The sequence below is a fragment of the Methanomicrobia archaeon genome (assembly GCA_011049045.1).
Lineage (GTDB): Archaea > Halobacteriota > Syntropharchaeia > Alkanophagales > Methanospirareceae > JACGMN01.
Genome location: DSCO01000025.1, coordinates 1 through 15,187 on the forward strand (window position 1 = coordinate 1; position 15,187 = coordinate 15,187).

The window sequence follows — 15,187 nt, forward strand, 5'->3', positions numbered from 1 at the left end:
CCAAAGGCGCTATCAGGAACGAGCTCGCGCAGACGGTCCATGATCTCCTGTGACTCGGCCTGCATGATCTTAAGCTCCTCACCCATACTCGCCGTCAGGTCAAAGCAGAAGAGCACATCCACTCTTGTTATCGGCTTCCCCTCGGCGGTGGTGTACTGCTTCGTCTCCGTTAAGGACGCACCCGGCTTGAGCGTTGCGGTCAGAGAAGACGGCGTTAACTGCTCTCGCGTACCGGGTAAAGGAGTGGGCGCAGGGGTGGGTGAGGGTGTAGGGGTAGGTGTAGGAGTGGGAGTAGGTGTAGGAGTGGGGGTAGGTGTGGGCACAGGTGTGGGTGTGACTGTCGGGCTCGGTGCCGGTCCTGTGTGCGAAATGGAGATACTGTTCAGGAGTGTGGTTGCCGAACGGTGATCGTCAGTGTTGATATAGGTTGAGATCTCGATGAAGATGCCTTCTTTAATATACACCATGTAGCGTGCATAGCCCTCGTCGGTGTTTTCCTGGGCATATCCCGCTGTGTGTCCGTCGATGACCGTGACGCCCGATTCATCCAACCTGTACCACGGATTACTTTCGGCAAACGCCTGTAAGGCGGCAGGATCACTCTCACGTCCCACAAGCTCGTCAGGTATCGTTAACTCGTAGGCGATTTCGATAAACGAGGTGAAATCCACGGTGCCGAACCACCAATAGCCCCACTCTGCTTCTTCCGCGGAATCGAGTAATTCCCAGCTGGGTGGGAGGGTCACATCGAGCGTTACAGCACCACCAGTATAGCCAGTCAACAGTGCGAGGAATGCAGCGAGGAAGAAGAGTCTGAGGACTTTCATGGAAGCACTCGCATACATATCCTTTGCCGTTTTATAAACAAGTTTCTATTGGTCGGTCCTGGCACTCTGTTCGAATGGGCTACGAAGCCTGCGCCTTCTCCACAATCTCTACGAGTTTGGATTGCTCAAAGGAAAGCTAAAGTGTTAGCATCTCATTCTTAGCTAGTCAGTATGTGGTGCCACGGTATACCGCTCGGTGAGGCGTGGACGGGCAGCAGCTTTGATATGCAGCTATAAGGAAGGTGGTTATTGACAAAATGGCTAAGGAACTGACCGTATTCGATTACGAAGCGGAACGAACGAGGTTCACATGGGACATACCCGAGGATTACAATTTTGTCACGGTGGTAAGACGTTGGGCAGAGGATCGAACGAAGCTGATGGCAATCACGGAGCATCCAGACGGTACGGTAGAGCGAGCAGGCTACCGGGAGGTGTGGGAGAATGCCTTGCGATTTGGCACCGTCTTGCGTGATTCAGGTATCAAGAAAGGAGATCGGGTCATGGTGCTCCTGCCGCGGGGCACGGACATTTATACCGCGAGCATCGGCATTTGGGCGATCGGCGCCGTTGCGGTTCCCTGCACGGTCATGCTCAGGCGAGCGGATATCGACTACCGCGTCAAGGATGCTGGTATCAAGGCCCTGGTAACCAGTAATGCGACCGTTGCTGCTGAGGTGGATGCACTGTCGAGCACATACTCACGTGAGAACCGCTTCTTCATGGGCCAGCGAGAGGGCTGGCGTGACTTTCGGCAGGAGGTCAGGTCGGCATCATGCGATCTGGCGCTTGAGAAGCTCACCGCCACTGATCCGCTGGTCATCAATTATACCTCTGGGACGACGGGTGCACCAAAGGGCGTGCTCCATACCCATTCGGTGATGTACTGCTACGACCGACTCAATCGCTACTACTGGTGGGATACCCAATCGGACGAGCTCTGCTGGGGGACGACGGAACCGGGATGGACGAAATGGTACTGGGCGCCCCTGGGCGCGGTGGTCAATGCCGGCGCGACGAACTTCCATTATGCGGGCAGATTCGAGCCTGAGAAGTTCTTCGCGCTGCTGGCCAAATGGCGGATCAACCGGGCCTGCATGACAGCCACGGAGCTCAGAACGATGGCCGCAATCGATGATGCGAACGAGCGGTACGATTTGAGTGATTTGAAGGTACTTTTGACTGCGGGCGAGCCGTGCACACCGGGTATTATTCGCTACTTCGCGGAGAAGTTCGGTATAGCGGTTCGCGAAGGCTATGGCCAGACGGAGACCTGTGTGGTGGCCTGCACTATCCCGGGCATGGCGATCAAGCCGGGGTCGATGGGTCGGTTCACGCCGGGTGTTGAGGGCGCGATCGTGGACCCGGAGACGGGCACGCGCATGCCGGTGGGCGAGAAGGGTATGATCGCCATTGCAAAGGGACACCCGATGCTCTTCAAAGGTTATCATAACAAGCCAGGTAAGACCGCGGAATGTTACGTCGGCGCGTGGTACCTTACCGGAGACCTCGCACGGATGGATGAGGCGGGCTATATATGGTTCGAGTCACGGGCAGACGATGTCAGTATCAGTTCAGGCTATCGGATCGGCCCGTTTGAGGTTGAAAGCGCGGTCAATTCGCATGAAGCGGTCCTGGAAAGCGCGATGGTTCCCAGTCCGGACCTGTTACGGGGCGAGATCGTAAAGGTCTTCGTCGTCTTAAAGCAGGGCTATGAGCAGTCCGAAGCGCTTGCTCAGGATATTCAGCAGCACGTGAAACTGATCACCGCGCCCTATAAGTATCCGCGCGAGATCGAATTTGTGGACGAGCTTCCGAAGACGATCAGCGGTAAAATCAAGCGTAAAGAGCTCAGAATCCGGGAGTTCGAGCGAAAGAGCAAGGTTATCGAGAAGCTCAAGGAGAAAGGGCTGTGGCAACGGGAAGAGCAGTAAGATCGCTGTACCCGCACTGAATTGCCGCCATCAGTTACCTAGCAATAGCGCCATCTTAGAGCTATTCAGTCGTCTCGACCAAATGCTGAACACTCGTCATACGAACCCGGGTGCTGACGAGAACAGCGACCAGCGGCGATAGCTCATGCATCGCTTCAACCGATCCAGCGCGAGTTCGACCGCGGCCTCACGCGGCATAATCCCGCGCGTCGCAGCATCCTCGAGCACCAGCCGGGTATTGAGCCGCATCTTCTCCTTGATGGTCTGGAACGCGGCCGATGGTGAAGCACCGCGGTACTCCATGGCCGCGCTGATCACGCCACCGGCATTGACGATGATATCGGGCACGCACAGCACGCCGTTCTCGTGCAGCCAGCGCTCCGCGCCCTGCGTAATGGGGATGTTGGCACCTTCCATCACCAGCCGGGTCTTCAAACGGCTCACGTTCGTCTCGTTGATTACGTCAGGCCGTGCCGCCGGGATCCAGATATCGCACTCGAGTTCGATCACCGCGTCACGGTCTCGCTTCTCGCCCTCCGTGTACGCGGCCACGCTCTTGCCCGCATCTTTTAACGCGATCAGGCCGTTGACGTCCAGCCCCCGGGGATTGTAGATCGTACCCCGGGAATCAGCAGCACCCACGAGTACCGCGCCATTCTCGGTAAGGAACCGTGCAGCGTGTTTGCCCACCGCGCCGAAGCCCTGGACGACGACCCGCGCCCCTTCCAGCTCGAAATCGCAGTACTCGAGCGCGACCTCGGTGGCATGGCTGAGCCCCCATGCAGTGGCTCCAAGCTCGTCGAGCGGGATGCCACCGAACTCGCACGGCAAGCCAACCGCACGCCCGATCTCATCCTTCACCCAGGCCATGCACTCCTCATCCGTGCCCATATCAGGCCCGAAGATATATTCCTGTATCTCGCGTAGTGAGCTGGCGAATGCACGAATCATCTGTTCCTTTTTCTCCACGGGCATCTTCGGATCGCCGTAGATCACCGATTTACCACCTCCGTGCGGTAGATCGGCAGCGGAGTTCTTCAAGGTCATGGTTCGTGCCAGCCGGAAGCACTCCTCGGCACATACCTCCGGGCCCATGCGCAACCCACCGATTGACGGCCCGCGGGCCACGTTGTCCACCACCAGCACGCCCTTGAGCCCCACCGATGGCTCGTACACGTGAATGACCTTGGCAGGCCCCAAATCATCTGCGAATCGAAATATGTCCATCCCCATCCCTCGCTTATACCTTTTAGTTCCTCTTCTCTTCTTCAGTGTTTGCTTTTGTGGCTCTATCTATCCCGGTCGGTTGAGCTGCCCCGTGCAGTCGCGCCCGAACCCAGCACCACTCGCGCGTCCACCGCCACAGCCCCTGCTTCAGAGATGATAAGGGGATTGATCTCAATCTCGCGTATCTCGTCCAGCGTCAGCAAGATATCAGAAAGCGCTGTTACCGCTGATACCAGTTGCTCCATATCCACGGGCTTCGACCCCCGGAACCCGGTCAGCAGTGGGTAGCTCTTCACCTCCCGCATCATCGCAAAAACCTCGTCCCTGCTTACGGGAGCGAGCCGGAAGCTCACATCCTTCAGGAGCTCCACGGCAATGCCGCCAGTGCCGAAGATCACGGCGGGGCCAAATTGCGGATCACGTAGCCCACCCACGATCAATTCTATTCCCGGAGGGACCATCTCGACCAGAAGGAACCCTGCTATATGTGCTTCAGGCGCTGAACGCCTCAGATCCCGCGTCATCGCGTGAACCGCAGCGCTCACTTCTTCACTATCCTGGAGACTCAGGATCACGCCACCGACGTCTCGTTTGTGGACGATGTCCGGCGAGACCACTTTGAGTACAAACGGTGGAGAAAGCTCCTTTGCTCTCTCGAGCAGGTCTTCCGGCTCTTCCATCCAGCGATACTTTGGGACCGGAATGCCCCACGCGGCTATGAGTGCCTTTGCCTCAGGCTCAAGGAGCATGTGCCGTCCCTGTGCTGCGGCCTCGCGTACGAGCTTCTTTGCCGTCTCTTTATTCATCTTGCTACTTGGATTGCTTACCGATTCTGGGGGCAACCGTTCCTGACTATGCAGGTCTACCACCTGCCAATACCGCTGCAGCCCGCGCTGCGCTTTCCGGTGTGAAGAATACTGGCAGGCCATTCGCCTCGAATCGCGCCGCTATTCTTCGTGCGAACTCGCTGTTCAGGGTGCAGATGAGTAGCGGCACGTTATGGCGATCCTTGACCGCTTTCAGGTCATCAACCAGCTTTTCCGTGATCTTTGGTGCGCCCCAGAGCACCGTGACGATCACGAGGTCGAACTCGTCCTTCAACCCTTCCTCGAGCGCGTTAACGTAATCGGCATCAATCACACTGCCGGTCAAATCGATCGGATTAGTGGTTGCTGAGAACCCGATCAGGTGTGCGCTCAGCCGCTTTCGCGTTGCCTCGCTCAACTCGCGCACTTCAAGACCCAGATCTTCACAGGCGTCCGCAATATTCACCCCAACGCCACCACCATCCGTTACGATCAAAACCCGTTTACCCGCGACCAGCTCATAGGTGTTCAGAACCTTAATGGCATCTTTGATCCCTTCGTAGCCGTTAACCGCAATGATCCCGGCCTTCTTAAATGCGGCCTTATAAAGCTCGTATCGCCCGGATATTGCGCCCGTATGGGATCGTGCGGCATGAATGCCCGCCTCACGCTTGCCCACCTTCATGACCACCACCGGTTTTTTCCGGGTGCAGCGTGATGCAACCTCGACAAACCGCTTTCCGTCGTCTACCGACTCCATATAGATGACCACGACCTTCGTTGCCGCATCGTCCGTCAAGAACGCGAGACAGTCAGACTCACCGATATCGACCCGATTCCCATAACTCACGATCCGGGCGACGCCGATACCCTGTGCGACCAACTCGGCCATGATCAGCTCGGCGAACGAGCCGCTCTGCGTGAGTATGGAGACGCCGCCCTTTTGGGGTCTTCTCACCCGCTCCTCGGGTGTGAATAAGGTATCGATTTGGGAAATCGCGTCGTAGATGCCCATGCAATTCGGGCCGATGATCCGTATCCCCTTTCGCGCACCCAGCGCTCTGAGCTCCTCCTCCCGCGCCGTCCCGGCAGGCCCGGTCTCTTTGAACCCCGCGCTCACAATAATGGCGCCTCTGAGATTATCCGCGTGCTCCATGATCTTCATGACCAGCGGTGCTGGCAGCACAAAGATCGCCACGTCGATCACCGCTTCAATCTCGCTCAATGCGCGGTAGCACCTGACCCCGCTAATGGATACGTAGTTGGGATTGACGAGATAGACCTTCCCGGGATACCCCATCCTCCGGAGGTTTTCCATGATGACCTGAGACGGCTTGCCGGGTCGCGGCGATGCCCCGACAATAGCGATCGATTGCGGGTTAAAGAAGAAGCTGATGTCTCTTCCAGTACTCATCTACGATCTCCTGTACTGTCTTCAGTGTCTCTTCCTGTCGCACAGGCGCGAAGAGATGAGCGAACCGTTTCTGTTCCTTGAGATACTCTTCCACTGGCTTCAATGTACGCGGCACGACCGTATGTGTCACATCACCATAAATCGCCTCTTTTAATGGCCATACACCGGTATCAACTGCCAGTTTCGCCAGCTTAATGGCACGGGAGGGCTCGATGCCCCAGCCGGGCGGGCAGGGCGAGAGTGCAATGAAGAGTTTCGGCCCCTGGTACTGCTCGGCCTTCTTCACCTTGTTGAAGAGATCAACGGAATGGGACGGCGAGATGGTAGCGAGATATGGTGGCTTGTGACTGTTCCAGATCGCGAAGAGATCCTTCTTGGGTTTGCGGGCGCCAAAGCCGAGCGGTGTTGTTCCGGTACTGGAGGCGAAGGGTGTCGCTCCGGACCACTGGAAGCCGGTATTGCCATACGCCTCGTTATCGTAACAGATATAATAGAAGTCGAGGTTGCGATTGAGCGCCCCGGAGGTCGATGAGAGGCCCATATCGTATGCGGCGCCGTCTCCGGTCAATACAATCACCTTTAGATCCTCTTCCGGTTCGAGCCTGCCGGTTGCTATCAGCGTGTCGAGAGCGTCTCGGACACCCTGCGCCGCAGCAGGGGCACAGGCCATCGCGGTGTACAGCCAGGAGCTCTGGAACGGATTGTAGGGGTAGATGGGCAGGAGCGTGAAACAGCCTGCGGCGTTCACGATGACAACCTTCGTGCCCAGTGCTTTCATGCAGTACCGCAGGGTTAAGATCCCCCCGCAGCCCGCACAGGCAGGCGTGCCCGGAAAGAGCACCTCTTCGCGCGGGAGCTGCTTGATCGATTTTATCTGTTCGGGCTCCATTTCGTTCACTCCTTCTCGGCGATCTCCTTCAATCTCGTCATCTCATTCCATTCGTTTTCTGTATACAGGAGGTGGTGTGTCGGCAGTACCGTGCCCGTGTCGACCGCCTCACGCATCTTCTCGAAGATGAACGCGAACTCATCCGGGCTGATGTTCTTCCCGCCCAGCCCGCCGATGAATGAGAGTATGAGCGGGCCCTGCTGCTCGTTACACAGGCAGCTGGCAACTTCTGCATGCAGGACGCCGCCCTTGCCGATACTGATGTTCTGGTCAATGACCGCCACGGCCTTACGATCTTTGAGGGCGTTTTTGATCACCTCATCGGGAAAAGGTCGCAGGAGCCGTATCCGCAAAAGCCCGGCCTTCATGCCGCTTTTGCGGGCTGCAGTTACCGCCGCTTTCCCCAGCGTGGAGAATGAATTGGTCATCACGAGCACGAACTCGGCATCCTTCAGTAGATACCCCTCGATGATGCCGTACGTACGGCCAAAGGTCCGTTCAAAATCGGCACAGACCTCGGTGTAGACCTCCAGCGCTTTCCGGCTCGCCAGATGCATCTGATACTTGAAATATGAGTAATACGATCCACCGAGAACCGCGACACCCTGGGCCATCGGTTGACTGGCCCGGAAGAATGCGTGTTTCGGCCGGTAATGCGGGAGAAAGGCGTGTACCAGCTCAGCGTCCGGCAGCTCGACGGGCTCACGCGTAAATGAGAGATAAAAACCGTCCAGGTTGACAATGATCGGCAGCAGCACCCGCTCGTCCTCAGCCAACCGGTATGCCATAAGGATCGAATCCAGCACCTCCTGACAGGTCTCGCAGTGTAGCTGCATGAACCCAGAATCGCGCGCGGCAAGGACGTCGTTATGGTCCGGCTCAAGCGTGATCGGCGCGGACAAGCCCCGTGAGACGTTGACCAGCACGAGCGGAACGCGCCAGCCAGCGAGAGCATAGAGCATCTCGAACCCGTAGAGCAGTCCCTGACTCGACGTTGCGGTAAATGCTCGCACACCCGTTGCGGAGGCTGCGCCGGCTGCGGCGATCATGGAATGCTCCGAGTCCATAATGACGAATTTGCTCGCCATCTCGCTTGTAGCTATCCACCTCGCCAGGGTCTCGATGATCTCGGTCTGCGGCGTGATAGGGTATGCCGTGATGTAGTCCACCTCAGCGAGCCGCACCGCCCAGGCGGCTGCGGCATCACCGGTGAGCATCTGCCGCATCATTGCTCAACCATCGCCTCCTGCTTCTGCTCTTGCGCACGCGCAGATAAGGGCGCGGTATGATCCTCTCGTACAGCGGTAATAGCCCGGTGGGGGCATTCCTCCACGCAGATCAGACAGCCCTTACAGTTATCGTAATCAACCGCTGGGAACCCCTCGTCATCGATCGAAATGCAGCCCTCGGGACATTTTTGTGCGCAGATCGTGCATCCGGTGCAGGGATCGAGATCCCAGACCGGTTTGAAGCAGCGCCAGTTACCCGTCTTACGGAGCGGGGTATTGCCAAGGGCATTGATCGTGGGGCTGGACACCCGTGCGGGTTCGTAGGGCATGCTCATAACGGTGCTCCCTTGTTGGACGCCCCCCTCGCGGGTCTTTATCTCCACGGGTGTGAGGGCGTTGAACGAGCGCCGGGCGGCTTCTTTATTCTTCTCGATCAGCGCGCTGTTCGTTACGATCCTAGCGATCTCCTGTTCCACCGCGGTCAGCACTGAAGCTTCTTTGAGCCCGACGATACGAGCGGCAACGGCACCAGCGAGCGTGCTGAGCACGGGAAAGCCGAGTATTTCGAGCCCAATCTTCGTGAGATCCAGCGTGATCACGCGCGCGGCAAGCTCGTACTTGCTCTGCGCTTCTTCAGGGCTGCAGGGCGTATTGATAAAGACGACGCCACCTTCTTTCAGCCCTGATACCGGTTTTGCCCGGGGGTCGCGCATGAGCGTTTCGTCCAGCACGATCACGACATCCGGCTCGGTTATGACCCCGCGTTCCATAATAGGCGCTTTTCCGATACGGGCGAAGGCCGCGATCGGTGCACCCCTTCGTTCGGCGCCGTAGAGTGGAAAGTCCTGAACAGAGCAGCCCTCCAGGAATGCTGCTGTACCGAGCACCCGACTCGCTACTTTCGCACCCTGGCCGCCCCGACCGTGGAACCTCAGCCTGAGCATATAAAGAGCCCCAATCACTTCTTATCGCGCGGCTATTATAAACTCTCCTGGTTTGGGACCCGATTTCCAGTCTGCACGGCGTACGTCAGGAACGTGGTTCAAAGGTAGCGAACACCACAAGTCATCAGACGGGGCTCTTGTATTGAGAAAAAGGGTAAAGTCCCCTGCAGGACCCGTTTGGCTACGAAGTCGCGTTCGAGATTGGACCGGACCGTGGGATGAATGAACTATCCCTCATCAATCTTATGCACCTCGTTTAGTCATCCAATTCCGCGCCGAAGAAACTCATCAGCCGCTCGTCGCAGCGTCCTGCGATAACGGCCCCTTTATCTGGTTTGCGTGGAGCCAGACTCACAGAAGCTCGGAATGCCGCCTTTGAAGAATACCTGGAGGGCGAAGGAATCGAGCACGTGCCGTCACGAAAAGGGAATCCGCAGACCAACGGCAAGTTAGAACGGCTCTGGCTTGAATATGATCGACACCGCTGGCGATTTGACTCGCTCGACGCGTTTTTAACCGGGTATAGCAACCGGATACACGGCGCTCTCGATTTTCACGAAGGCGAGACTCCTGAGGAGGCTTTCTTGCGAAGAGCGCCTCCAGAAGCGATTCTCGGCCGGTTCCTAACGGAGGACAAGTGGTATGACTGACACCGAAAATGCAAAACGAAATAATAATCGTACTCACCAGGAAAGGAATTTATATCTACCGCAGCCACTAGAATTCTGGGCTCGGTTAGCCGGAACGTAAGTAAGTTCGTTTCCCACCGAAAACACGACCAGCGCCTATAAGAACCCTTCTTCATTCAGATGAGCGTAAACTAGCGCGGGTTTTGCCATGTATTCGTGGTTCCCGAACGGCAAGAACCACTTTTTCCGCACGATAACGGCATTTGAACCAGACGATCTCGCCTTCGTGCTCGTCAGACCTTTGCCTTCGACCTCAATCTCGTTTCTCATTTATGGTATCTTGATAACGGGGTGCAGCTGGCGTTCGGAACTCATCCAATCCGGAAGTACAGGATGCCATCGTCTACTACCCTATCAGGATCGGTATACTTGGTATCCTTGAAAGGGGTGAAGGCAGCCAAAAATCAAAATCTCCTCATACAAAAGGCGTGAGCGTTAATCTAAGCGTATCTTCGGTAATGACATTCTCCAGGCAATGTAACTTCGTGTCTGGGCGATTGCAATAGAGGACTACACTCCTATCGAGTACGGCCAACTTAAAGCGCGTTGTTACCATTTGACCCAATCCTGAACTCAGTGCGCTCTCGGCCGGCATGCCAAACACTCCCACATTTCCGGCTTCCCGCAATTCCGCTATCCAATACGAGAATAATTCTAACGCTTCTTCAAGGTTGCCCAGCGTTTTCAAACGATATTGAAACTCTAAACAATCCGTTCCGATGATGACCATGACCGGCGGTTCTAAATGAGCAATGAAATCGGCGAACAGTGGAAAATCTTCATCCATTGATAGACCGTCCAAAACCTTAACGTTCTCTCGTGCCTCTTTCTCCCTCTGCTCGGTCGCAGAGTCCTTGGTGCTCATAACTTCTCCCCCGCACCACATGCACCCTTCAGCCCTTGCTTTTCGTATCTCAAAGACCGTAAGATACTTTTGATAATCCTCGTCCTTCACAAACGGCACGATACCACGCCGTAACCGCCGTTCATCCCAGCCGCTGCTCGGGATTACCACGCAATGAGTACCCTGTTGTATACTGTTGATAATCATGTGCGCGATGATCGATTGGTATCCCAGAAGGGATAAATCGTCTCCGTATTCTATAATGGCCGTCCTTCCCTTACTTAATCCGCCGTCCAAAATCACGTCTAATTCCAAACAACCCGTAGAGAGATGCGTGGGGGTATTCTGTATAGTCTCCACTCTTCTTGGCTTCTCCACTCTCCTCCGCTCGAATGGTGGGAAAAAACGAAATCGACCATCATCTAATGTAAAGCCATAGTGATGTTGATCGACTCTGACGCCTCTTAACTTCTCTAACAGCATTTCCCGCCCCCTCCGATTATCTACGGATATTCGGCGCATTTCTATTATGCCATCAACGAGAAAATCGAGCTGGGTTGTGCCCATTCTTTCTGATATGAGTATCAAATTCAGTTTGTGTTGTGTGGCATAATTTCGTACCATAGTGGTGATTCCGGCTTCCAGTTCCTCGATCTTCCCCTCTTTCTCTTCTGAGGTTATCGCTTCCCAGCTATCAATAACGAGTGTCGTGGTTTTTTCTGCCTCGCCCAATTTCTCGTACAGAACGTCCGAGAGAGACCGTAAGCCCGTAAAGCCTTTCTGTGACGGATACAGCTTCGTTGCATCGATCACGCTGATAGCGTCTGCACGTTTTTCCAGCCAGGGTAATTGCGTGTACAAAGCGGGCAGCGAGATCCGCGTTGAAAGGTAAACGGCATTTTCGCCCCCGAACTCGTTGAGTATCTCAAAAGCGAGCATTGTCTTTCCGGTGCCTGGCGCACCCTTTATCAGAAGCGAATAGCCTGCACCCGCCGATAGCGCCGCCCTCAATTCCGGCGGAATTCTACTGGTCATAGTACGTGTGTATACATAGTTATAGAGTATTATAAATCTGCCGTAAAAAGTGCTCTACACGTTCATGCATGAATCTTCAGTTTAGTAATCGAAACACCATTCGTCAAAGCGGCGTCCGGTTCAAAAACCCCCGGAGCAGCGCAGGCCATAACCCCTTCCAGAACAGCATCTTCAGTTCATACACGCCTTCCACATCCCTCTTCTCCGTATAAAAGCCCGCTTTCTCAAAGACCCGGAGCATCGCCTTGTTATCCATCAGCACGTCCGCAGTGAAACCAAGAAGACCGTGTTTCTTCGCCAGGTAGGTGAGATACGACAACAGTTCCGTGCTGATTCCCTGGTTACGATAATCGTCACGCACGGCGAATGCGACATCCGCAGTGTACATTGTCTCGTTTATCGCATACTGCCCGATGCCCACGAGTTCTTCGTTCTCCTCCTCTTCCAGCACTGCAAGTATCACCATCTGTTTCGAATAATCAATGACGACAAATTCCTGCAAGCGATCATGCGGCATATCTTTGCGCGAAGAGATGAACCGGTGATGGAGCGTATCGTCTGAGAGTGAATAGAAGAAATCTTTTAGGAGCGGCTCATCACTTATCTTCACCGGTCTCAGCTTGATCTCAAGGCCCGTCTTGGTGGTTCTGTAGGTCTCTAAGTCTTCCGGATACTCACCTCGTGCACCTGATATAAACGCCTGATCGCTAAAGATAACATTCAGTTTCTTCGCTTCGTCTATAAGCCACGGTCTGAATTTGGGGTGTGCTATCGCGATCAAGCCCATGGCGCGCTCTCTGATGTTCTTTCCGTGCAGATAGGCTATCCCATACTCGGTCACGACATACTGGACATCGCCCATAGTGAGCGTGACACGGGCACCCTCCGTGAGAAAGGGCACGATCCGTGAGACGGTACCGTCCGCTGCGGTTGATCGGAGAGTAAGTATCGTCTTCCCGTTACGCGCTAAAACCGCACCACGCATAAAATTGGCCTGACCCCCGATTCCACTGTAAAATACCTTCCCAATGGATTCCGCAGTCGCCTGTCCCGTAAGGTCGATCTCAAGCGCACTGTTTATCGCCGTCATGTTATTATGCTGCGCTATAATCAGCGGATTGTTCGTATAGTCCACCGTCCTGAACTCGATACCGGGGTGATCGTGGAGATAATCATAGGTCGCCTTTTTGCCCATACAGAACGTTGCTACGGTCTTTCCCCGATTGATGCTCTTCTCGCTATTGTCAATAACACCCTGTTTCATCAACGCAACGAGGCCGTCGCTCAGCAATTCCGTATGTACGCCAAGATGCTTTTTCTTGTGGAGATTCGAAAGAATCGCATTTGGTATACTGCCGTAGCCTACCTGAATGGTATCTCCATCTTGAATGAGACGCGAAACGTATTTCCCGATCAGCGATGTGATCCCCCCTTCAACCACTGCACTATATTCCAATAAGGGTTCATCGTACGGGAGGATAAAATCCACATCGTCAATGTGAATAAAGCTGTCGCCATGCACCCGCGGCATATGCGAGTTGACCTGTGCGATAACTATTGCGGCTTTTTCTACCGCAGCCTTCACTATATCCACACTCACACCCAGGCTCACATAACCGTGTTCATCGGGCAGCGAGGTCTGCACGAGCGCGACATCAATCGGTATAGTCCTGCGATAGAACAAATCAGGGACCTCAGAGAGGAATATGGGTGTGTAATCGGCAAAGCCTTTATTTATCGCCTCTCTGGTACTATCGCCAACGAAGAACGAGTTATGCCGGAAAATATCCTTGAATTTCTCATCCGTATAGGGGGCGACACCGAGCGTCCAGACGTGGAATACTTCAGCATCAAAGAATGCCTTTGGATGTGATTCCGCATACTGTATGAGCGCACGAACGAGATACTGAGGCTCGCCGCAGCCGGTACCGATAAAAATGTGCGCACCGCGATGAATATGAACGAAGATCTTCTCCTCGGAGACAAATTTTTCGGGGTATCTCGTCCTCATTCCCTCCAATAAGTTATGCCCTTTCTCAAAATCCATCTCCATCCCCAGCACTCCTTTTACTATTACCTTATTTTACTACATCACATCATTTCGTTGATAAAAAAAGTTCTGTTGAGTACGATTATTATTTCGTTTTGCCTTTTCGATGTCACTCATACTACTTGTCCTCCTGCAGGAACAGGCCGAGAATCGCTTCTGGAGGCGCTTTTCGCAGGAATGCAACCTCAGGAGTCTCGCCTGCACGATAATCGAGAGCGCCGTGTATCCGGTTGTTATACCAGGTTAAAAACGCTTCGAGCGAGTCAAATCGCCAGCGGTGCCGATCGTATTCAAGCCAAAGCCGTTCTACCTTGCCGTTAGTCTGCGGATTCCCTTTTCGTGACGGCACGTGCCTGATCCCTTCGCTTTCCAGATAGTGCTCAAAAGCCGAGGTCCCGGAGCTCTTGTTGGAATAGAACCGTGGGTCTCTGTCCGTATTTACCTCCCCGATCAAGATATTGAACGCCCGAGCTCTCTCTTGCGCTTCCTTGAACTGGTCGATCGATTCCACATGGGTCGCTTGTTCAAATTCACCGCCGGCAAGCGCCATGCGAGATGCATCATCGAGCCAGATGATCGCGTTTGGGTGGTTCACCGAAGTCCGATGCCAGTCGCCGTGTACCAGGCTACCCGAATGCTCACGTTCGTATCTGCATCGCTTTCTTTTCTGTTGCTTCCGTGGATTCGGCACGCTTCGCCCGGTCTCTCGGAGATACTGATGGATCTTGTTGTGCGGTATCCGATAGCCGCGCCGTCTGAGTTCGTAATAGAGGAGACGGGCGCCCAGACGCGTCTCTTCTCACGCCTCATCGATCGCCGCCTTCTGGTCAAGAGTCAGATACGTCTTTGGCCGCCTATGTGGATCCAATTTCGGATACTCCCCCGTCTCACGATGCATCTTGATCAACTGCTGCACACGACGCTCCGTTACCCCATAGACCGCTGCAGCTTTCTTCATGTTGAAAAAGCCGGTATTTACACGGATTATGAGCCATTTGATCTCCTCATTCGTCAGTTTTACCATGCCATCCGAAGGCATGGTGTCGCGAAATAATATCTGTACTCAACAGGATCAAGGAATGACGGGAACCTTTATATAGTATGTGGTACGAACTTAAGATTAGTATGATAGGTGACTTTGTGGTCTCAACAAGAAGGCTAAACTTATAGGCAGAAGAGCTAGTGTCTTGACAATTTATTTTCCAGTCAATATTTATATGTGGGGTACTCCATACTGGTTTCATGAGCAGATTTTCCCTTGCTCCCGACGAGGTAGATTATCTCACTGGTTTTGTGAAG

General features: G+C 54.5%; 13 protein-coding genes. 3 read left to right on the top strand and 10 right to left on the bottom strand.

Annotated elements, in window-relative coordinates; all coding sequences use genetic code 11:
• The first annotated feature begins 186 nt into the window (after nucleotides 1-186).
• Nucleotides 187-408, top strand: a complete 222-nt coding sequence (locus ENN68_02615; protein ID HDS44983.1) for a hypothetical protein — start codon at nucleotides 187-189, stop codon at nucleotides 406-408.
• A 676-nt stretch (nucleotides 409-1,084) separates the two neighbouring features.
• Nucleotides 1,085-2,761, top strand: a complete 1,677-nt coding sequence (locus tag ENN68_02620) for a hypothetical protein (protein ID HDS44984.1) — start codon at nucleotides 1,085-1,087, stop codon at nucleotides 2,759-2,761.
• Nucleotides 2,762-2,857: 96 nt separating this feature from the next.
• Here the strand turns inward: ENN68_02620 and ENN68_02625 are convergent, their stop codons facing one another.
• The 6 genes from ENN68_02625 to ENN68_02650 all read right to left on the bottom strand — a co-directional run bounded on the left by ENN68_02625 (nucleotide 2,858) and on the right by ENN68_02650 (nucleotide 9,270).
• Complete coding sequence (locus ENN68_02625) at nucleotides 2,858-3,982, bottom strand: Glu/Leu/Phe/Val dehydrogenase (protein ID HDS44985.1); 1,125 nt, start codon at nucleotides 3,980-3,982, stop codon at nucleotides 2,858-2,860.
• A 68-nt stretch (nucleotides 3,983-4,050) separates the two neighbouring features.
• Nucleotides 4,051-4,917 (bottom strand): acetyl-CoA synthetase, encoded by an 867-nt coding sequence (locus tag ENN68_02630; protein HDS44986.1) that lies wholly within the window; start codon nucleotides 4,915-4,917, stop codon nucleotides 4,051-4,053.
• Nucleotides 4,841-6,208, bottom strand: a complete 1,368-nt coding sequence (locus ENN68_02635) for a CoA-binding protein (protein HDS44987.1) — start codon at nucleotides 6,206-6,208, stop codon at nucleotides 4,841-4,843. The genes ENN68_02630 and ENN68_02635 overlap by 77 nt, the downstream gene beginning before the upstream one ends.
• On the bottom strand, nucleotides 6,174-7,097 hold the full coding sequence (locus ENN68_02640) for a pyruvate synthase (protein HDS44988.1): 924 nt from the start codon (nucleotides 7,095-7,097) through the stop codon (nucleotides 6,174-6,176). Before ENN68_02640 ends, ENN68_02635 begins: the two co-directional genes overlap by 35 nt.
• Before the next feature lie 5 nt (nucleotides 7,098-7,102).
• Nucleotides 7,103-8,326 (bottom strand): pyruvate synthase, encoded by a 1,224-nt coding sequence (locus ENN68_02645; protein HDS44989.1) that lies wholly within the window; start codon nucleotides 8,324-8,326, stop codon nucleotides 7,103-7,105.
• Nucleotides 8,323-9,270: a hypothetical protein gene (locus tag ENN68_02650; protein ID HDS44990.1), complete on the bottom strand. Its 948-nt coding sequence runs from the start codon at nucleotides 9,268-9,270 to the stop codon at nucleotides 8,323-8,325. Before ENN68_02650 ends, ENN68_02645 begins: the two co-directional genes overlap by 4 nt.
• Before the next feature lie 335 nt (nucleotides 9,271-9,605).
• On the opposite strand from ENN68_02650, the gene ENN68_02655 reads away from it, so the two are divergent.
• The gene (locus tag ENN68_02655; protein ID HDS44991.1) at nucleotides 9,606-9,920 is read left to right on the top strand and encodes a hypothetical protein; all 315 of its coding nucleotides are present in this window, start codon (nucleotides 9,606-9,608) and stop codon (nucleotides 9,918-9,920) included.
• Between the two features lie 454 nt (nucleotides 9,921-10,374).
• Here ENN68_02655 and ENN68_02660 read toward each other — a convergent pair whose 3' ends face one another.
• The 4 genes from ENN68_02660 to ENN68_02675 all read right to left on the bottom strand — a co-directional run bounded on the left by ENN68_02660 (nucleotide 10,375) and on the right by ENN68_02675 (nucleotide 14,912).
• Nucleotides 10,375-11,838 carry an AAA family ATPase gene (locus ENN68_02660; protein HDS44992.1) on the bottom strand — a complete coding sequence of 488 codons (1,464 nt, stop codon included), beginning with the start codon at nucleotides 11,836-11,838 and terminating at the stop codon, nucleotides 10,375-10,377.
• 103 nt (nucleotides 11,839-11,941) lie between these two features.
• A complete protein-coding gene (locus tag ENN68_02665) occupies nucleotides 11,942-13,885 on the bottom strand; it encodes a GNAT family N-acetyltransferase (GenBank protein HDS44993.1) in 1,944 nt (647 codons plus the stop codon).
• A 121-nt stretch (nucleotides 13,886-14,006) separates the two neighbouring features.
• Nucleotides 14,007-14,675 carry a transposase gene (locus tag ENN68_02670; protein ID HDS44994.1) on the bottom strand — a complete coding sequence of 223 codons (669 nt, stop codon included), beginning with the start codon at nucleotides 14,673-14,675 and terminating at the stop codon, nucleotides 14,007-14,009.
• Between the two features lie 12 nt (nucleotides 14,676-14,687).
• The gene (locus ENN68_02675; protein ID HDS44995.1) at nucleotides 14,688-14,912 is read right to left on the bottom strand and encodes a hypothetical protein; all 225 of its coding nucleotides are present in this window, start codon (nucleotides 14,910-14,912) and stop codon (nucleotides 14,688-14,690) included.
• Nucleotides 14,913-15,187: the final 275 nt, after the last annotated feature.

Excerpts from the sequence above, each read along its gene's own strand:
- ENN68_02640 (HDS44988.1), bottom strand. The coding sequence starts at position 7,097 with ATGGAGCCCGAACAGATAAAATCGATCAAGCAGCTCCCGCGCGAAGAG.
- ENN68_02650 (HDS44990.1), bottom strand. The coding sequence starts at position 9,270 with ATGCTCAGGCTGAGGTTCCACGGTCGGGGCGGCCAGGGTGCGAAAGTA.
- ENN68_02645 (HDS44989.1), bottom strand. The coding sequence starts at position 8,326 with ATGATGCGGCAGATGCTCACCGGTGATGCCGCAGCCGCCTGGGCGGTG.
- ENN68_02635 (HDS44987.1), bottom strand. The coding sequence starts at position 6,208 with ATGAGTACTGGAAGAGACATCAGCTTCTTCTTTAACCCGCAATCGATC.
- ENN68_02665 (HDS44993.1), bottom strand. The coding sequence starts at position 13,885 with ATGGATTTTGAGAAAGGGCATAACTTATTGGAGGGAATGAGGACGAGA.
- ENN68_02630 (HDS44986.1), bottom strand. The coding sequence starts at position 4,917 with ATGGCCTGCCAGTATTCTTCACACCGGAAAGCGCAGCGCGGGCTGCAG.
- ENN68_02675 (HDS44995.1), bottom strand. The coding sequence starts at position 14,912 with ATGGTAAAACTGACGAATGAGGAGATCAAATGGCTCATAATCCGTGTA.
- ENN68_02660 (HDS44992.1), bottom strand. The coding sequence starts at position 11,838 with ATGACCAGTAGAATTCCGCCGGAATTGAGGGCGGCGCTATCGGCGGGT.
- ENN68_02620 (HDS44984.1), top strand. The coding sequence starts at position 1,085 with ATGGCTAAGGAACTGACCGTATTCGATTACGAAGCGGAACGAACGAGG.